Source organism: Bilophila sp. T19-St14 (assembly GCF_059728385.1).
Window position 1 is genome coordinate 776717 of record NZ_BAAGFT010000001.1, and the last position, 19857, is coordinate 796573.

Below are 19857 nucleotides of genomic sequence, written 5' to 3' on the forward strand. Positions count from 1 at the left end.
CCTTCTCCCGATCATGAGGCAAACTGTCTGGGGCGTGTCGTTACACTGAATGCAATTATTTGAAATTATTAAAATAATATTTTATGATTTAAAAAAATAGTTAATAATTTCAATAAATTATACACAGTTAACGACACAAAGCTAGGGCGTGTTCACGTTATGCTGAATTTTTCCCATGATTGAAGAGTGTTGAAGAGGGCTGTGCCATAGAAAACGGTTGGTGCCTTACTTCTTGAAATTCCAAAGAAATAACCAATCCCCCCAATCATGGAGCCTGCCTGCGAAAAAATTGAAGAAAAAGCATCTATTTTTTAGTATATTGATGAAATAAAACAACCAAGTACCATAATAGAGCTTTGAAGAAAAATACAGCATCGCTCAAAAATAAATATAATCATTTATAGAGATTATATTTATTCTCTGTTTGTGTGAACAAGCCTAGGTCGTGTCGTTATTAGATATAATCTATTGAAATTATTTAATTATTTTTCAAACCATAAAAATCATTTTAATAATTTCAAATAGCTATATACAAATAGCGACACACCCTAGGGCGATAACTATCCGTACGCGGGCGCACCAAGCAAAAGTCAGCTTAACGGGGACGTTGGCGTCATTTCGTTTTCTTTCCATTCAAAGAAAGAGGAATGAACCGAACCTTGCCCTCGTACGGATATGCCACAGAGGAAGCTCATCCCTACAGGATAAACCGTAGCATCTCCCAAAAAAGGAAAGGCTTCCCTTAGCCCCATAGTCGAAGGTATTTTCTTGAGAGCAGGAAGCCTTTCCCTGCATCAATCATGGCACAACAGACCTTTTCCCCGTCCTCTCCTGTGGGCAGAGTTCAATAAAAATGAACATGTTTAAAACGGAGAGAAGGCGTTTTTTAGGGAAGGAGAAACTGTATTCAGAGGCCCTGTCATAGGCTATGGTTGTTTCATCTCCACAGTATGGTCAAAATAGAGACCTTTTCTCTCATTTTTCCATTGGCGGACTCCACAGTTGGGGCATTTTATTGGTTATTCCCTTGGAATTTTTGAGAAATAAAGCATCAACCATTTCCTATGACACAGCCTATTCAAAAAGCTCCTCCCTCCCCAATCTTCCGTGCGCCTCCCCTACTCCAGCGGAACATTGGGATGCATCGTCCAAATGCCGCAGGGACAGACGCCGGAGCAGATGCCGCATCCGATGCACCGATCGGGATCGGAAACATACCGATATGCGCCGCCCGCCAGCGTTTCCCGGCTGATGGCCCCCTCCGGGCAGGATTCCAAGCACATTCTGCAATCCCGGCAGGTTCCGCAACTGACACAACGGTCAAAATCCCGGTTCGCGGCAGGCAGATCGCCATGAGGACAACGGGCGAAATACGCTGTGCTCAATTGCCCTGAGGGTACCGGCTTCTTCTCGACGGGCGCATAGGCCACACCGCGAAGCGAGGCGTCAACGGCCTCAGCCGCCTTGATTCCCGTTCCGATGGCATCCGCCAGCAATCCGGGTTTGATCACGTCGCCCGCCGCGAACACGTTTTCAAGAAGGCTCATGTCCGCCCCGGGAACGACCCAATCGCGGAATTTCCGCACGCCTTCAGGCAGGTAGCCCAAATCCGGGGATTCGCCGATGGTGATGATGACCATATCGCCGGGGATGAGCGTCCCGTCCGCCGTGATGAGCCCGTCATCGGTTATTTCCTTGGTCATCACCGGCCAGAGCAGCTTGCCGCCCAGCGCTTCGATGTGCGCGATTTCATGGGCAAAGGCCGCCGGTTTCTGCACGTCGATGCAGGTCACGCTTTCCGCGCCCATCGCATAGGCCCCGGCTGCGGCATCCATGCCCGCGTTGCCGCAGCCGATGACGATGACATTCCGGCCGACACGAGGGTTCCCGCCCTTGTTGATGGCCTTGAGGAAATCGATGCCCGCCACAATCTTCTCGTGGCCGGGCCACGGGAACACGCGGGGGATATGCCCTCCGGTGGCGACGATCACCGCATCGCTTTCCCGCCGGAGCCGTTGGAACCCGTCCGCGTCAACCCGGCTGCCGGTCACGAAACGCACGCCCATGTCCTCAATGCGCTTCAGTTCCTTTTCCAAAACCTCGTGCGGAAGACGGGCGCGGGGGATGACCTGCTCCAACTTGCCGCCCATGCGGTCGTCGGCTTCGTAGACGGTGACCTCATGCCCCTTCCGGGCAAGCCGCCATGCGGCGCTCAACCCCGCGACCCCGCCGCCGATCACGGCGACTTTTTTGCCGGTACGCCCAGTGGGACGGGGCAAGGCCACATCAATGGAACAGCGCCCGAGCGCCCCGATTTGGACGGCTTCGTCGATGCCGCCGCGTGTGCACCCTTCCATGCACGGGTTGGGACACACGCCGCCACATACCGAACCGGGGAACGGCGTATAGTCGAGCACCAGCTTGTAGGCTTCCTCCACCTTGCCCGCACGCAGCAGGTTGTACCGTCGCTGTGTGGGGATAGAGGCCGGGCAACGGAACTCACAGGGCGCGGCACAGGCGGCGTTGTCCCACGAGGGGACGCGCTGGCGGTACAGGCCGCGCGCTACGGTGGCGTTCACGGAGAAATCGTCACGGCATACGTCGCTGAAGATGCCGCCCTGTATCCACTCCTTGGCCCGGAACACTTTCATCGGCATGGGATCGGGCCTAGGGGAATGTCCCCCTAAGGTAAGGGGATGAATCTTCCGCCACTCGCTCCAATCGCTGAGGACGGCACGCAGTTCCGGCCTGCCCACGGCGGACAAAAATGTTTCCATCCCGGCCTCAAGGTAGGCGACATCATCCGGTTCCAGCCCGGATACGGCGAGATCGTCCGCAACGTCCTCGGAAAGTGCGCCGCGGACATACACTATGCCGCCGACCATGCCCACGCAGGGACGTTCGCCAAGGACGGAAGGAAGCCCTTCGCAATCATAACCGCAGACCACGGCCTTGCCCCCGCCCATGAACTCGAAGGAAAAACTGCCCACATTCTTGAGCACCCACAGTTCCGGCGGCTCATAAAGGGGATCGTGCTTCATGAGCGAACCGGATCGGGCCCCCGCCCGGCCGCCGATATGGATGACGCCCGCCGCCGCGCAGTGCCCGGCGGTGTCGCCCGCATCCCCACGCACGACAATGCGGCCTCCCGCGTTCAGCCAGCCCACATCGGCGGGCGCGGGGCCGTCCACAAGGATTTCCGTATTGTCGAGGCACATGGAGCCGACGCGCTGGCCGGGGTTGGTCACACGGAACCGCAGGGCCTTGCCTTCCCTGTTCCACAGCGGGCCGCCAATGTCGTGCTGGCCCGACGCTTCGATTTCAAACGATGTCTCGCCGTTGCCGACCGCTTCCTCAATGACGAGAAGCAAGTCCTGGGTCGACATGCGGTGCGTCCCTTGCAATGTCTTGATTGTCAACATGTCGCGCCCTCCTAGCACACGTATTGGATGCCGAGCTTGTCGGCCACGGCCCTGTCCGTCGTCACAAGGGCGTCGGAACGGCCCACCGGCAACGAGCTGTTGCCGATGGGAGCCATCAGTTTGCGCAGTTCGCCGTCCAACGCCAGCATATAATCTACAATATTTTGAGCGCCGCGATCGACGTCCAGCCGGTGGACGAGGCGCGGGTCCTGCGTACAGATGCCGGTGGGGCATCTGCCCGTGGAGCAGGCGTTGCAGCGGCCCTGCTCATTGCCCACGCATCCCAGAAGCTGAATGAGGATCTTGCCGAGGAACACGCCGTTCGCGCCGAGGCAGATCATCTTGAAGGCGTCGGCCGCCGCCGTCCCGGTCATGCCGATGCCGCCGCCCGCCCACAACGGGATCTGCCCCTGCAATCCCTGCCGCACGGCGGCGAGGTAGCAGTCGCGTAGCTTGGAAACCACCGGATGCCCCGTATGATCGAGCGAAACCTCGTTCGCCGCGCCGGTGCCGCCCTGAATGCCGTCGATGAAGAACCCGCCGCAGATTTTGTACGGATCGCGGAGCAGGTTGTTGTAGACCGATACGGACGTTGCCGAGGCCGCGCACTTGATGGCCACGGGAACGCGGAACCCGAAGGCCGCGTTCAGGGACAAGTGCATCTTCTGGACCGATTCTTCGATGGAATAAAGCCCCTGATGGTTCGGCGGCGAATGTAGGGTCGCCTTTGGGACGCCGCGGATGGCCTGAATGTGCGGGGCCACCTTGGCGGCGGGGAGCAGGCCGCCGTCGCCGGGCTTGGCGCCCTGCCCTATCTTGATCAGGATGCCCGCCGGGTCCGCCTTCATGCGGGGCATGGCCTTGATGATGCGGTTCCAGCCGAAATGCCCGGAAGCGATTTGCAGGATCATGTACTTGAGCCGCTCGGATTCCAACAGCTTGACGGGCATACCGCCCTCGCCCGAACTCATGCGCACGGGAAGGCCGCATTGCTCGTTGAGGTAGGCCGTAGCCAGCGCAATGGCCTCCCACGCCCGCGTGGACAGCGCGCCGATGGACATGTCGCTGAAAATGACCGGATAAATCCAGTGCAGCGGGGGCGTTTTCCCCTCAAGCCTGAGTTCGCCGCCCTCGGCGCGCAAAGGAAGCTCTCCGGGCAGGAGCACACGCCCGAACGGGGCCAGAATGTCAAAGGTATGCCGCTCGGAATCCAGCGCCGGGTCGGTCATCTGGCTGATGCGGCCCACGACGATGTGATCAAGGGTGCGCTGCGCGTTCAGATTGGTCCGTCCGCCGCGCTTGGTGGGGCCGTTCGTCCGGGCCAGCAGCGCATATCGGCTGTCAGGGTTGCGGACGGGACGGATGGCCTGATTGGGGCATACTTTTTCACACATGCCGCAGCCGACGCATGATTCGCCAAGGCTCGCCTTCTGCCGGATGACGGGACGGGCCAGGTGCTCCCGAACCGGTTCCGGCCGGCTCGCACGGGAGACCGTCAGATCCTGCCTCATGACCGCGACCTCAAGCGCGTTCAAGGTGCACCCCGCCACGCAGCTGCCGCACATGGTGCAGCGCTCAGGCCGATAGTCGATGATCCACCTCAAATCGTTGACGCCAATGTCCTGCGTGGTCACTGATTCCATCTTTGCACCGCCAAATCGTTATTGATGAGCACAACTTCCCGCTCGTTGGGATAGATGTCCCGCGAGGCATCCCGATCGGGCAGCACCGCATTCAGCCCGCAGACTTCGGAGGAAATCGCCATGGTCGTCCCGTCGCCGCCCACAACCACAGGGCGCAGCTTTTTGGAGTCGCAGCACGTCATCATGCTTCCGTCAGGGAGCACGGCGATGATCGTGTTGGGGCCGTTGATTTCCAGATGGGCGAGGGATTCGCGGATGAGGCTCAGCACCTTGCGGTCGCCGCGCCGTTCCGCTTCCGCAAAGGGCAGCGGCGTAATGACGTGCTTGAAATACTTGAGGGGCCACTTCAGTTCGCGCAGCACGTAATGCAGGGTGTAGAGAAAATTCTGCGAGTCCGACTCGAACCCGACGTATCCCCGGTGCAACGACTTCTGGTACTCCGTGTTCTTCGTATAGAACGTGTTTTCCCCGTTGGCGCACAGGGTATAGCCCTGAAGGAAGAACGGATGCGCCGCATACCGGACGATGTCGTAGTTCGTGTTCTGGCGGCATTGGGTCACGATGCTCTTCGCCCGCAGGGGGCCGTCCCCGTCCCACAGCCGGAAATAGGCGGCGATGTCGCGGGGATCGCCGATTTCCTTCAAGGTCAGCACATCGGGCCAGAAGGAATAGACGAACCCCTGCCCGTCCTTTTCCAGCATCCGGCGCAGGGCAAGCCGCGTGTCGAGCAGGAGTTCCTCACGCTCGGCCTGCGGGCGTCCCCTGTAGGCTTCGGGATACTCGTAGTTACGGAACACATAACAGGGCATGGCCTTGATATCGAGGCCGGGCCGCCGATCCACGTCCGGAAGCCACTCCAACACCTGCTCGAACCCCTGCTCCGCCATATACGCATCGACCATCCGGACGCCGCGCGGCGTGCAGGCCAGCGACAGCAGCGGCTTGTCCTTATGGCCCTCGAACACGCCGTACAGATCCTGCATCACCATGGCATAACCCGAATTGTCATGCCCTTCCTGTTGGGGAAGCATCAAATACAACGCTTTTGCCGGTTCGACCGGCACCTTGCTTTTGATCGCTCCGATTCTGCACATAGCTTCCTCCATCCTCATACGGATTGCCCGCCACGCGCGGCAGGGCTCGTGACGGCGCGCCATCCCGCGTTTCCCGTGCGGGCGGCAACCGCCCGCAGCAATACAAAAAGGCCCTTGGCGGGCCGCTTCCGGCCCGGCGACACACGTGTTATACAAAATTGTTATTTTAAATGTCAAAAGAAAAATACATATCCTGTTTGACGATTCAATGAGCCAATAACATACTTATTTTTAGGTATCAATTCATTCATTCGATTTTTATTCTATTTTTACAAAATTGTAATATTCGTTTTTTTTCATCAAAACACCTCCCCAATGCCCCTTTCCTTATATTTCCTTGCCCAGCGAGGCGGCAGCGCGCTCACACGGCATTCCTTCCTGATGGCCCGCCATACGGCACGAACCGTCCCATCCCCCGTTCCGCAGGCAAACGGCCTTGCATGGCCTGACGCTTTGCCGTATGAACGGGAACATCTTTTCGAGTTGATAAAGGATAGAAGACCATGTCCCTACAGCGTTTTTTCACACGATCCACGTTCGGGCGCTTCGCCCTGTTCATGATGGCCGGGCTGCTGTGCGCAAGCCTTGCCGCGCAGCCCCTGCTCGCCGCTTCCGGCAAGGACGCCCCTGCCGCGTCCGGCCAGAAAACGGCTGACGCGTCCTCCGGCAAGGCCGCCGGCAAAGACTCCCTGACGGACAAGGAAAAAGCCAAACTCGAAGCTGAAGAGAAGGCCAAACAGGAAGCCGAGGAAAAGGCCCGCCTTGAGGCCGAAGCCAAAGCCAAGGCCGAAGAGGAGGCCAAGGCCAAGCAGGAGGCCGAAGAAAGGGCGCGTCAGGAGGCTGAGGCCGCGGCAGCCAAGCTTCAGGCGGAGGCCGAAGCCGCCCAGCAGAAAAGCGAGTCCACCGCCTCCGACGACGCCGTGTGGGAAGAGGCGTTCAAGCAGAACCTGGACGAGCTGAACGCGATGGAAATCGAGATCGACGGCTTGGCCGGGAGCCTCAAGGCGATCATCAATCCGCTCCGCAAGAGCCTTCCCGGCATGGAGGAAGCCGCCCAGCGCCTGTTCTCGCTGGCCGGGACGCACAAGCTCGATCCCATCATGCTGGAGTCCATCGATCAGCGCGGCGTATTGCAGGCATCGGGCCTGCGCCAGCAGATGCAGCCCGTCCTGACCGCACAAAACGTGGTCAAGGACAAGATCGCCGCACTGGAACAGATGAAAAGGAGCCTCCCGCCCCTCCCGGAAAAGGGCAGCAAGGAAAAGCTGAACCCCGATCAGCAGCAGACGTGGAAAAACATCAGCCGCATTGGGAACAAGCTCAGCAAAATGGATCAGCGGCTGACGCTCGAACTTTCCTCAGCCACGGATCTGCTCAACAAAATCGAGAAGATGCACACAAGCGTGACCGGCTACCTGCCGAGCCTGTGGCAGACCTATTATTTTTCAGTCCCGAGCCGCTTCTTCGATCCCGTGGCATGGGAGGGAATCACCGAACAGTGGGAAAAGACGCTCCAGAACATGAACCTGCGCATGAGCATTGAAATCCCGCGCAACCCTTCCGCATGGAAGGGCGTGGGGCTGCGTTTCCTCAATGTGCTGCTCCTGGGCTGCGTCGCCGTCTTCTTCGTCAACCGCCGCATGGTCCGTGCCGAAAAGAACGGCACCATGCCCACGGCCGCCCGATCCGGCATCCTGCGCAGCCTTCTGTGGCAGTTCTCCGGCCTCGCCCTGGTCGGGGCCTCCTTCGGAAGCCAAGGCGAGCTCTTCCGTGGGCTGCTCGTACTCGGCAGCATCCTCGTCATCGGCGGCGAGATGACCCTCGCATGGGGCATGCGCTGCTTCATCCTCGGCAAAAAGATGGGCCCCACACCGCTCTGGCCCATGTACCTCGCCTCAAGCCTCGGCATCCTGCTCAGCTATCCCAACCTGCCCGGCGGCATCCTCTCCCTAGGTTGGATTGCGGTGGGCCTGCTTTCGCTGTACATCCTCAAGGAGCTGCATGCGGGTGAGCTTCCCGGCATCGAAAACAACCTGCTGCACGTCCACAGGCTGACCGTCTGGCTCAGTATGGCCATCGCCGCCATCGGCTGGCCGCGCATGGCGATCCTCGTGCTCATCCTCGTCGACTGCCTCGCCATCAACACCCAGTTCATCATCGGCCTGCTCCAGATCCTCAACCGTTCCTCGGACGTGCAGGACGGTGAGCAGCACGCCCAGCGCAGCGTGCTCGCCGGCCTCGTCGCGGCCTTCATCGCGCCCATCGTGCTGCTGCTCATCTTGTGCGGCATGGTGCTCTGGGTCATCGCCATGCCCGGCGGGGCGCTGCTCCTGCTGCATTACCTCGGCACCGGCGTGCAGGTCGGCTCCGCCTCGTTCAACATGGTTCATCTTATCCTCATCGTCAGCGTGTTCTACATTACGAGGGCGGCCATCACAGCCTCCCGCTCGTTCCTGAACCGCGTGGCCTCGCAGTCATACAAAATCGACAAAACCCTGATCCCGCCCATGCAGACGGGCATCACCTACGGGCTGTGGACGCTCTTCGCCCTCTTTACCCTGAAGGCCCTTGGGTTTGGGCTGGAAAACCTCGCGGTCATCGCCGGGGGCCTCTCCGTCGGCATCGGCTTCGGCATGCAAACCATCGTCAACAACTTCCTGTCGGGCCTCATCCTGATTTTCAGCCGCACCCTGCACGAAGGCGACGTCATCGATGTGGGCAACCTGCAAGGCATCGTCCGCAAGATCAGCGTCCGCGCGACCACGGTGGAAACATTCGACAACGCCGTCATCTTCGTCCCGAACTCGGAGTTTGTCTCCAACCGCCTGATCAACTGGACGCGCAACGGGCGCATCGTGCGCCGCGAAGTGGCCATCGGCGTGGCCTACGGGACTGATCCCAAGCTCGTGGAACGGCTGCTGGTTGAAGTGGCGCAGTCCGTCCCGCAGATTGTGCGGCGGCCTCAGCCCTTCGTCCTGTTCATGGATTTCGCTGACAGCACGCTGAACTTCGTACTCCGGTATTGGTCGGATATCGGAACCGCCACGGATGCCGCCTCAGCTATCCGCCACCGGATTGTGGAAGTCTTTGCCGCGCATCAGGTGGAAATCGCCTTCCCGCAGCTTGACGTGCACGTCATCCCTCAGGCTCAGCCCCTGTCACGGGTTGAGGGATAAAAACGGTACGTGCTCCCGTTACCGACACAATAAAAACAGGCTCTCCCGGCAATCGGAGGAGCCTGTTTTGCCAGCAATCAGCAGCCGTAGGCTCGTCATGGCATGTGGTTGTTTCCTCTCCACAGCACGGTGAACATACAGCCTTTTTCTCCAGCCTTCCCCTTTGCGGAATCCATAGCCAAGGCATTTTGCCGGTTATCCCTTTGGAACTCCAAAAAAACATCAACCATTTTCTATGACATAGCCTAGTCAAATGGCTGTACAACAGTAGCTGATTGGCATTCTGTTTCTTGAAATCCCCCAAACAAATAACCAATACTATGCCTCAGCCATAGCGTTTTTCAATAGGGCATTCTAAAAAAGAAGGCTTTGTCATAAGCGTGGCTGTTTCATTTCCACAGGATGATGAACATGCAGCCTTTTCATCCGTTTTTCCCGTTGGCGGAATCCATGGCCAAGGCATTTTATTGGTTCTTCATTTGGAAATTCAAGAGAAAAGCACCAACCATTTCTATGATACAGCCAAAGAAAATAGCCCTAGCGCAGCATTTGATTGATACAGTTTCATATCAATTGATTTCATTGATTTCTTTAGCTGGCGTGTTCCGCGGCTGAAAACGCTTTCCTCAGCACTCTCTTGAATTACAGAAACAAAACATCAATCTTAGCTATAAACAAACCCAAAGAATACTGCATTACACTGTATAAAGATATCAATCATATTTTCTGGCAGATCCATCCAAATCTACAACCCAAAATGGTAATGGCCCTTTTACCTTAACGTCAATGCCGTATTACTTCCTCCGGCAATGAACCCTTCATAGAACGGAAAAGGCCGGGGCTCATTTCTTGGCAATGAGTCCCGGCCTCGCTTCATTCCTGTGGAACTGCTTCCACTAGAAAATGATTAGAACGCATAGTTCAAGTTCAGGCCAACCTTATATGCGGTCTTGTCAACGCCGTTGAGCTTGCTTCCCCAAACATCCTTATCCAGATCAAGACGCACAAGGCCCATTTCAGCCGCCAGCGTCAGGTTCTCGTAAAGCTTGTACTGGGAATCAAAGTTGACTTCCCAGGCATGGTCTTTCGTCGTCAGGTAGACATTGCCGCCCTGGATACCGTCGACCGGGCCGGAAGTGACCATCCGGGTATTGTTGGTACCCGTATAGAAGCCCACCGCCAGCGTATGGGTGAGGTCTTCAAAGAACGAAATGTCGGCAAGGCGGGCGACCACGCCCCACGTTCCGGCAGGGGTGTTGTTGAGCACGGCACCGTCCGAAATCCCATACGCACCATCCCAGCCAAGCGTCGTGGCGCCCCAGCCGGGGGACAGCGTGGGCAGGCGTTCCGAACCGTCCATCGTGTCGGAATTGTCGCCGGAGCCGTACCACGCAATGAGGCCGGGGGTCACATAGTCGAGTTTGTATTCGGCGATGCCGGAAAGCAGCCAGCCTTCCCGGGTCAAATCCTGCCCGTTGGTCGCCTTGCCCCAATCGGCCTTGCCGTACGCAAAATCAAAGCCGAGACGCAGCGGATCGTAAGTCGTCAGTTCCCCACCGATGCCAAACCACCATGCCGGGTTGTTCGAGTCCTTGGCTACCAAGGAAACACCATCCTGCCCGTAGGGAAGCAGCCCGTCGATCAGGGATTCCCCGTTTTCGCCCACTTCATGCAGGCTGTTCTTGCCGAGGTTGCCGTACATGCCCCACGGGTTGAGCTGCCAGCCCGCGCCGGCCAACGGGACGCTCAGGCCCACAAAATCCATCGCGTTGCCTACGCCGCGGTCAACCGTGGTGTTGTCGTTTTCCGCGCGCAGCCAGAACAGGGACATCCCGGCCATATCGTTGAACTGATAGGACAGGGTGATGCCCGCACCGTCCGAGTCGTCGCTCCCCATGATGGGATCGCCCGCCACGAAGTTCGGCAGGCTGAACGGCTGCAAGCCCATGCGGACGCGCAGATCCGTCTGGGGCACAACCCAGTCCACATAGGAGTACCGGACTTCGACGACCTTGCCGTCCGTTCCGAGCGCGCCACCTTCGCTGCTGTTGCCCCAATTGGTGTCCCCGACTTCAAAGAACACCGTACCCTTCAGGGATTCGGACGCGATGATGTCCACCTGCGTGCGCAAACGCTGGCGGGCATGGAACAGATCGTCGGTCTTTTCCTTGGTAAAGCCGACATTGTTCCATTCGGTGTTGAAATCCCATTCTCCTGAAACCTTGATGTCGGCGGCCTGCGCACCCTTGTGCGCCGCGCCGAAAACAAGCCCTGCTGCCAAAAGAAGGACGGCTATTTTCTTCATGTTTCTTCCTGATATGGAGCCTTTGAGGTTCATGGAAAGGGCCGATGGCCCGTTTATGGTTGACCGCCCGCCGGAATGAGGACGCAAGGCATGGCCTCGGCTTGCGACACCGTCGCCAGCCGAGCTTCCCGATGAGCGTGAGAGCCCGTCTTTGAAGGCTACAGGGCCTTTCTATAGGTATAGAGATGGGCGAGATTGAAGAGGAGGAACAAGCCCCCCGCCACGATGTGCCCGCGTTCCCGTCCGGCAAGGCCGAAAGCGAGGGATGCGGCAAGCGTCGCCAACATGCCCCGGTTCGTGAACCGGATGGCCTTAGCCCTGCTGAAGTGCCGCTTCCGGGGTGCCGCGGCCCCATCTTGGGCAGAGGCGAAATCCGCCCACTGCCCGGCAAGGGCCAATAAGTCTTCCCGGCTGATCTGGGCCGGATCGTATTCCAGCAACAGGGATCCGGTACGGCTGTTCACCGTCACATGCAACATCCCCGGCAGTGAGGCCAGAAAACCGCGAACCTGTTCGGCGTCCTCCGCCCGTTTCAAGGAAGGATGGCGCAGGCGCACCCGCCCATCCACAAAACTCGTAATGTACGATTCGATTTCGCTCATGCCGAGACCTCCTCAAGTTGAGGTTCCGCGCCCGCTTTGAGCATCGGACGCATGGCGTTGAGGGACACGCCCACCGTCGTCAGGTTATGCAGGAGTGCCGAGGGCCCCGGCTGGAGGAAACCGGCCAACCCGGACGCGAGGAACAGGGTATTCAGGGTCATGATCAGGCCGAAGTCCGTACGGATGCGCCGCATGGCGGCCTTGCCCAGATCCACTGCGGTGACGAGCCCATCAAGACGGCCTTCCGTCAGAACCACATCCGCCACTTCCCGAGCCAGATCGGCACCGTCGCTCAGGGTCACCCCCACGTCGGCGGCGGACAGCGCCGGAGAGTCGTTGATCCCGTCGCCGAGCATGGCCACCGTGTGGCCTTCCGCCTGAAGACTGCGGATCACCGCGGCCTTGTCCGTAGGCAACACCTGCGCCCTGTACTCGCTGATGCCCAACCGCTCAGCTACAGCGGCGGCGGTGCGTTCGTCATCCCCGGTAAGCATGACGACACGGATTCCCCGGCCGAGCAGCTTACGGATAACCGAAGCAGCCTCAGGCCGTAACGGATCTTCAATGGCGATGAGCCCGGCCAGTTTCCCATCCACAGCCAAATAGAGGATCGAACGGCCTTCACGGGCCAGACGTTCGATGTCGTCCCGCATGCCATCCACCGGCACACCCTCGTCGTGGTGGATATAATGGCGGCTCCCAAGCAGCACGCGCTTGCCGTGCAGACGGGAGGCTATGCCGTGCGCCACCACATATTCGACTTCGGTATGTTCTTCCTGATGGTGCAGGCCCTCCTGCTCGGCCTTCCGCACGACGGCCCGGGCGACGGGATGCGGGAAATGCTCCTCAAGACAGGCCGCCGTCCTCAGGATGTCGTCCCGTTCGTAGCCTTCGCCGGGGATCACCTCCGCGACACGCGGACGGGACTCCGTAAGGGTGCCGGTCTTGTCAAAGACCACAGCGTCAGCCGCCGCCAGAGATTCGAGGAACCGCCCGCCCTTGACGAGGACGCCGCGCCCGACCCCTTCCTTCATGGCGGCAAGCACCGCCAGAGGGGTGGAAAGTTTCAGTGCGCACGAATAGTCGACAAGAAGGACGGAAGCGGCGCGGGCCGGATTGCGGGTGACCAGCCAGACGAGCCCAGCCAGCAGGAAGCTGAACGGCACCACCGCATCGGCAAGCCGTTCCGCCTTGCCCTGCACCCCTGCCTTAAGCGCTTCGGAATCCTCAATGAAACGGACGATCTGCCGAAGGCGCGTGCCGTCGCCCACACCCGTGGGCCGGATGGCGATCTCGCCCTCCTCAACCACGGTTCCCGCGTATACCGACGAACCGGGAGAGCGCAGGACGCCGAGCGGCTCTCCGGTCATGGAAGCCTGATTGACCGAGGCCTCGCCTTCAGCCACCACACCGTCCACCGGAATGGCGGAACCCGTGCGGACAATGACCAGATCGTCTTCGCCCAACTCGCTGATGGCGACGTGCATCTCCCGGCCTTCACGCCGCACCCAGACGGTATCGACATCAAGCGCAAGGCTCTGGGCGAGGGTATCCAGCGACTTCTTGCGCGTCCACGCTTCAAGCGCTTCACCGAAGCCAAGGAGCAGGGTCAGCAGGCGCGCCGTCTTGAAATCGCGGCGCAGCAGGGAAATGCTGATGGCGGCGGCATCAAGGACATCCACGCTGAGGCGTCCGCGGCACAACGCGGCAACCCCTTTGAGGATAAAGGGGACGGAGGCCGCCACCGCCGTGGCCACCCGAATGAGGGCCGGCATAAACGGCCGGATAAAAATATAGCGGAGGAAAGGCCCCCAACTGGGCCTTCCGGCCGGTTCGGGGAGGTTTTCGCCGCACACGGCGACATCCCCGGAAGGCTGTTCCGAAGCGGGCACCGCCAGCAACAGGATCGCGGCCCGCTTCGCTTCCTCGGTGGCATACAAGAGAAGCACGCTCCCCGTACGGGGATTGACGCGCACCCCTTCGATGCCGTCGACGGCGTCGAGCCTGTCCGCAAGGACCTGCGCCTTGCGGAGGCTGAAACCGGATCGGGCACGCAGACGGACCCGCCCCGGCACATCATGGACAATAAAAAACTGCATGGGAATTCCTTTTTGGAGGAAAGGCGGGGGAAGGCCGCCCGCCTTCCGGGAGCGGCATGAAGCCGTCCCGGAGGCGTAAGAGAGGGGGGGGAGGACGTTGCGCTTCCGTTCCCGGAGTTGCCCCTCTTTCGGGGGAAACCTACCGGAAACATCGGCTAAACGCCCGCGGGAAACAGAGGCTAGGCCTCTTCCTTCGCTTCCCGGCGCTGTTCCGCCGCATGGCGGGCTTCAGCCACCATATCGTCCATATTTTCCTTCACGGTTTCCACTTTGGCGAGCACCGCGTCCTTGACGTCCATGCCACGGCTCAGCAGGTCAGCGGCCATAGGCTTCAGGTCGAGCTTGCCCTTGCTCACCGCCACCGCGCCGATTGCACCAAGGGCCAAGCCGCCGAGGAAAAACAAGCCGTACTTCATGTTCTCGTTCATAACATTCTCCTTCGATGTGGAATTTCGTTTTTCATCAGGCTCTGTTACAGCATGCGGTTGTTTCATCTCCATAGTGCGATGAAAATACAGCCCTTTTCTCCAGTTTTCCTCTTGGCGGAATCCACGGCTAAGGTATTTTTCCGGTTATTCCTTTGGAATTTCAAGAAAAAAAGCATCAACCATTTTTATAACACAGCCTTTCAAAAGATGCCTACAAAACAGCCATGCAGATCCTATAGGCTGCCGCCGCCACGCCGTACGCAAACACGGTGTTGAATATCATGCTGAACGCAACCCAACCCCAGTTGCCCGCTTCCTGACGGATAACCACGAGGGCCACGAAGCAGGGGGAGTACAGCAGTACGAAGAGCATGAGGGACAGCGCCGTCGCCTTATTCCAATTCGGATCCTGCGCAAGGCGTTCCGCCAACGACGTCGCTTCTTCAGGATCCTGCTCGCCAAGCGAATAGGCCGTGCCGAGCGTGGAAACGATGGCTTCCTTGGCCGCGATGCCGCCAATCAGGGCCACGTCCGTGCGCCAGTCGAAGCCCACGGGCTTGGTCAGGGGTTCGATGGCCATGCCGAGCCGTCCCGCCCACGAGTACTGCAGGGCTTCTTCAGCGAGGGTCGCCTGCACAGCGGCCAGTTCTTCCTCCAGCGGAGCGCGGGCCTCATCCCCTTCGGGCAAGGCGTCCACCTGTTCCTGCAAGGTGGCGATCTGCGCTTCCAGCGGCGCGGCCTGTTCGGGATCCAGCGTCGGGAAGGTCATGCTCGCCCAAATCAGGATGGAGACGGCGACAAGCACAGTCCCGGCCTTCTTGAGATACATCCATGTACGTTCCCAGCAGTGGGTGAGCACGCTGCGCAGGGTGGGGATGCGGTACGGGGGCAGCTCCATGACGAACGGCGTGGATTCGCCGCGGATAATGGTCGAGCGCATGATGCGCGCCATAATGAGCGCGGCGGCCCAACCTGCCAGCGTCAGCAGGAACATGGTGCGGGCGGGGTTTTCGGGGAAGAACACGCCCACCAGCAGCAGGAACACGGGGAGCTTGGCTCCGCACGCCATATAAGGAAGCGTGAGCAGGGTCGCCAGCTTTTCCTTGGGGCTGCGCAGCGTGCGGGTGGCCATGACGCCGGGGATGGCGCAGCCGCCCGCGATGCCGCCCGCAATGATGAACGGCATGACGGAAGCCCCGTGCAGGCCGAAGGCGCGGAACACGCGGTCAAGCATGTAAGCCATACGAGCCATGTAGCCGAAGTCTTCGAGAATCGCAACCAGCGTGAACATAATAACGATAAGCGGCACGAAGCTCATGACACCGCCAAGGCCGTCGATGACGCCGCTGACGATAAGCGACTTGAGGAAGCCGTCGGGCATCAGATTGCTTACGGTTTCGCCAAGCCAGCCGAAGCCTTCCTCGACCCATCCCTGCGGGTACGCGCCGATCACAAAGGTGAGCTGGAACATGGCGTACAACACGGCAAGCATGATGAGGGGGCCGAACAGGGTATTGGTCAGCACCTTATCCAGCTTGTCGGACAGCTCAAGGCGATCCTTGGCCGATTCGCGCCGGACGGCCCCGCTGCGCAGCACCCCGCGGATAAAGCCGTAACGGTAGTCGGCAATGATGGCTTCGGGCGACGTCTGCAAAGTACCCCGAAGATGTTCGGCCACGGTTTCCCGGTCGGCGCGCAGCTGTGCGGCCACGTCGGGCATACGCTCCACCTGCTTCAGGATTTCGGAATCGTTTTCCAGTACCTTCAAGGCGATCCAGCGGGCAGGATAACGATCCGTCAGCAGCCCCTTCTCGGTAAGGAGCCGCTCCATCTTGGTGAGAACCGGATCGAGATCCGGGCCGTAGGAAATGTTCAGCGGGGCGCTCCCCCGGCGGCCGAAGGCGATGGCTTCGCGCAGGGCGTCCTTGAGGCCCTCGCCGGAACGCGCCACGGTCGCCACAACGGGGATGCCGAGCTGCTTGCCCAGTTCCTTCGTGTCCACGTGGATGCCGGCCTTGCGGGCTTCGTCCATCATGTTGCAGGCCAGCACGACCGGCAGGCCCATTTCCATAATCTGGACGGTAAGGAACAGGTTGCGCTCAAGTGCGGAGGTGTCTACCAGATCCACGACCGCCATGGGTTTTTCCTCGGCCTTTTCAGGCGCGAGCACGGCACGGGTGACGATTTCCTCCTGCGAGTACGCCGTCAGGGAATACGTGCCGGGAAGGTCAACCATCAGGACTTCGACGCCGTCGATGGAGACATAGCCTTCTTTCTTATCGACGGTGACGCCGGGATAGTTCCCCACATGCTGATGGGTTCCGGTGTATTCATTGAACGCCGTGGTTTTCCCACAGTTCGGGTTCCCCGCCAGCGCAATACGAACCTCTTTCAACGCGATGTGCTTCGCCCCGCCGCCGTCCTGACGGCAGTGCGGGCAATCGGCATGGGCCTGACTCATGCGACCTCCACAGTGATATAATCGGCTTCACGGTTCCGCAGGGCCAGCGTGACCCCAAAAAGCCGCAGTGCAACCGGGTCACGCAACGGCGCGCGGCCCACAACTTCCACATCCGTACCGGGGATGAGCCCCATGTCGCGGATACGCCGCCCGAGCTCGCCGTCGGCATTCACGCTGACGATGCTGCCCTTTTGCCCCGCCTGCATCTGGCGCAAACCTATCCTCCGCATACAGTCCTCCAAGATTGATTTTGATTTTCTTTATTAAGAAAACCAGACGACACTCTGCTTCACCAGCGCATGCAGTTTACTGCGTGCGTTACGGTTTTCCACCGGGGGACTTTCACGGGGTCTGCACCACCCTGATGTGAGCCCTCCCGGAACGGGGGAAAGATGCCATTCTTGAAAAGTATTGTCAATATAAGTGAGAAAAACTTTCAATTGTATGTCTGCACTTTTCTATAGCATACGATTTCTGCGCGTTAGAAAACGCAGCAAGGCCATTTCCCCAGCCAAAACAACTTGGAGCGGGCCTTTTTCAGGGAAAATCTTAAAGATTGATTAGTCAAACTTTATTTGACAAATAAACACTTTTGACCTACTTCCCGGCTTTTGGGGGAATCCATGCTTACAAACGCCGCTCCGAACAATGCCCTGCCAACCGCCCGGGAACTCGTTTCCCTCACCGTGCCACAGCTCGGCATGATGCTGTGCCATCTCGCCGTTTCCATGACGGATCTCTGGGTGGCGGGACGGCTGGACGCCTCCGTACAGGCGTCGCTCGGCATCGTTTCACAGGTCTTTACCCTCCTCATGCTGATCACCTCCCTTGCCGGAAGCGGCTGCCTGACGACCATCAGCCAAGCACTTGGGGCCGGGCTCGAACAGCGCGCCCGCAGGTACGCGGCGTTGATTGCGGGGCTTGCCGGGCTTACGGGCACAATCATCGCAACGGCAAGCCTCCTATGCCTGCCCCTGACGCTCCGGCTCATGCACGTCTCCCCCGAAATGGAGCCCGTGGTCAGAACCTTTATCATTGCCTATAGCTGCCAACTGCCGTTTTATTACACCCTGATCATGCTGAACTCGGTATTCCGGGCCTACAAGCTGGTTCGCCTCCCGCTCATCGCCATCGCCGTGGTCGCCGTCGGCAATCTCATCGGCAGCGCAGGTTTCGGGCTGGGGCTGTGCGGCCTTCCCAATTACGGGTATCAGGGGATCGCGTGGAGCACCTTCGGGGCCGCCCTGCTCGGGCTCGCCTGCAACCTGTGCGCCATCGTCCGGCACGGCATCCTGACCCGCGCATCCCTCGCCCCGTGGCGGTGGGCCCGGCGCGCCATGCCCTACCTGTTTAAGGTGGGCGGGCCGTCCGCCCTCGGCGCCTTGGCCGGCCACATGGGGAATCTCGTCATCCTGTCGCTGCTCACGGGACTGCCCGGCGACATGGTTCCGGTCCTTGCCGGGATGACCCTCGGCTCGCGGGTGGAAAGCTTTCTGACCTTCCCCACGGCGGCGCTGAGCATGACCGTCACCATCCTGAGCGGGCATCTGATCGGTGCGAACAGGCTCGAAGCCCTGTTCCGTTTCGGCCAACGGCTCGCCCTTTCAGCCGCCCTCGCGCTTGGAATCGGCGCGGGGCTGCTGTTCCTGTTCCGGGGGCCGGTGGCGGGGCTGTTGTCCACACAGCCTGAGGTAGTCCGGCAAGCGGCGCAGTTCCTCGTCTTCGCGTGCGCGGGCATACCGCTCAAGACCTATTCCATGCTTGTGAACGGGGCTTTCGCCGGGGCGGGGGCCACACGCGTCTCCTGCAAAGTCAACTGCGTGACCATGTGGGCGTTCCAGCTTCCGCTGGCGTGGGCACTCGGCAACGCCTTCGGAGCGGTCGGCATCTACGCCGCCATGCTCTGTGCGAATGCGGGTTCGGCATTCTGGTACGCACGGCTCTATGCCGGAAAAAAATGGCTTGAATACGGCATGCGAAAGCGTCAGAATGCCTGACGAGCCACAAGAGGAGAATGCGGTATGCCCGAAGAGCGGAATGACGCCAGACAGCTTTCACCTGTGCTGGAAAACTACCTAGAAATCATCTTCTATCAGGAAATCCGGGAAGGCGCGGCCCGTGCCAGTTCCATCGCGGAGGCGGCGGGCGTGTCCCGTTCCACCGTCACCAGCACGCTGAAGGCGCTGAAAAGCATGGGCTATGTAGACTATGAGCCCTACAGCCTCGTCCACCTGACGGAAGCGGGGATGCACATCGGCAGGGACATCGCCCACAGGCATATCGTCATTCAGGAATTTTTCCAGCATATCCTCCAACTGGGGCCGAGCGTCTCCAACGACGTGGCCTGTGAACTGGAGCATGTCATCCCGCCCGACGTCATCCGGCGTTTGGGGCAATTTGTCCTGTATCTGCGGAGCCGCGAGGAGAACTGGAAAAACTGGCAGGAAGACTACAAAGAAATCAGGCTGGAACATATCCAGTCCGCCAATGCGGACAGGGATCTTGTCCGCAACGTGCCGCCCATGCTCGCCATGCGCACCCAGATGATGGGGCAGGACGAGCTGCGGAAAAAGTACCGTTAACAAAGTACCGTTAACACGGATCCACCCCGCATGGGGTGCGGCCTG

General features: G+C 59.5%; 13 protein-coding genes. 4 read left to right on the forward strand and 9 right to left on the reverse strand.

What is annotated here, in order from left to right; genetic code table 11:
• Positions 1-1118: 1118 nt before the first annotated feature.
• From AC6I1V_RS03430 to AC6I1V_RS03440, 3 genes are read right to left on the reverse strand one after another with little or no spacing between them, the layout of a single operon-like run.
• The gene (locus AC6I1V_RS03430; protein ID WP_486854471.1) at positions 1119-3422 is read right to left on the reverse strand and encodes an FAD-dependent oxidoreductase; all 2304 of its coding nucleotides are present in this window, start codon (positions 3420-3422) and stop codon (positions 1119-1121) included.
• A gap of 11 nt (positions 3423-3433) precedes the next feature.
• The gene (locus tag AC6I1V_RS03435) at positions 3434-5065 is read right to left on the reverse strand and encodes a glutamate synthase-related protein (protein WP_302552696.1); all 1632 of its coding nucleotides are present in this window, start codon (positions 5063-5065) and stop codon (positions 3434-3436) included.
• Entirely contained in the window at positions 5053-6159 is a 1107-nt protein-coding gene (locus AC6I1V_RS03440; protein ID WP_486854470.1) for a class II glutamine amidotransferase domain-containing protein, read from the reverse strand. Before AC6I1V_RS03440 ends, AC6I1V_RS03435 begins: the two co-directional genes overlap by 13 nt.
• 503 nt (positions 6160-6662) lie before the next feature.
• Between AC6I1V_RS03440 and AC6I1V_RS03445 the strand changes: the two genes are divergently transcribed.
• Together AC6I1V_RS03445 and AC6I1V_RS03450 are read left to right on the forward strand one after the other, a co-directional pair.
• Positions 6663-9335 carry a mechanosensitive ion channel family protein gene (locus AC6I1V_RS03445; RefSeq protein ID WP_486854469.1) on the forward strand — a complete coding sequence of 891 codons (2673 nt, stop codon included), beginning with the start codon at positions 6663-6665 and terminating at the stop codon, positions 9333-9335.
• A gap of 411 nt (positions 9336-9746) precedes the next feature.
• On the forward strand, positions 9747-9950 hold the full coding sequence (locus tag AC6I1V_RS03450; protein ID WP_486854468.1) for a hypothetical protein: 204 nt from the start codon (positions 9747-9749) through the stop codon (positions 9948-9950).
• A 292-nt stretch (positions 9951-10242) separates the two neighbouring features.
• Here the strand turns inward: AC6I1V_RS03450 and AC6I1V_RS03455 are convergent, their stop codons facing one another.
• From AC6I1V_RS03455 to AC6I1V_RS03480, 6 genes are all read right to left on the reverse strand, one after another.
• Positions 10243-11640: an outer membrane homotrimeric porin gene (locus AC6I1V_RS03455; protein WP_486854467.1), complete on the reverse strand. Its 1398-nt coding sequence runs from the start codon at positions 11638-11640 to the stop codon at positions 10243-10245.
• Positions 11641-11798: 158 nt separating this feature from the next.
• Complete coding sequence (locus AC6I1V_RS03460) at positions 11799-12242, reverse strand: HMA2 domain-containing protein (RefSeq protein ID WP_302552700.1); 444 nt, start codon at positions 12240-12242, stop codon at positions 11799-11801.
• Positions 12239-14341, reverse strand: coding sequence for a heavy metal translocating P-type ATPase (locus AC6I1V_RS03465; protein WP_486855051.1), 2103 nt, complete (start codon positions 14339-14341; stop codon positions 12239-12241). The genes AC6I1V_RS03460 and AC6I1V_RS03465 overlap by 4 nt, the downstream gene beginning before the upstream one ends.
• 179 nt (positions 14342-14520) lie before the next feature.
• Positions 14521-14769, reverse strand: coding sequence for a DUF6110 family protein (locus tag AC6I1V_RS03470; RefSeq protein WP_005029800.1), 249 nt, complete (start codon positions 14767-14769; stop codon positions 14521-14523).
• A 211-nt stretch (positions 14770-14980) separates the two neighbouring features.
• Positions 14981-17230, reverse strand: coding sequence for a ferrous iron transport protein B (feoB, locus tag AC6I1V_RS03475; protein ID WP_486855001.1), 2250 nt, complete (start codon positions 17228-17230; stop codon positions 14981-14983).
• Complete coding sequence (locus AC6I1V_RS03480) at positions 17227-17460, reverse strand: FeoA family protein (protein ID WP_302552703.1); 234 nt, start codon at positions 17458-17460, stop codon at positions 17227-17229. Before AC6I1V_RS03480 ends, feoB begins: the two co-directional genes overlap by 4 nt.
• Before the next feature lie 393 nt (positions 17461-17853).
• Between AC6I1V_RS03480 and AC6I1V_RS03485 the strand changes: the two genes are divergently transcribed.
• Positions 17854-19227 (forward strand): MATE family efflux transporter, encoded by a 1374-nt coding sequence (locus AC6I1V_RS03485; RefSeq protein ID WP_486855000.1) that lies wholly within the window; start codon positions 17854-17856, stop codon positions 19225-19227.
• A 24-nt stretch (positions 19228-19251) separates the two neighbouring features.
• Positions 19252-19812, forward strand: a complete 561-nt coding sequence (locus AC6I1V_RS03490) for a metal-dependent transcriptional regulator (protein WP_302552705.1) — start codon at positions 19252-19254, stop codon at positions 19810-19812.
• Positions 19813-19857 lie beyond the last annotated feature (45 nt).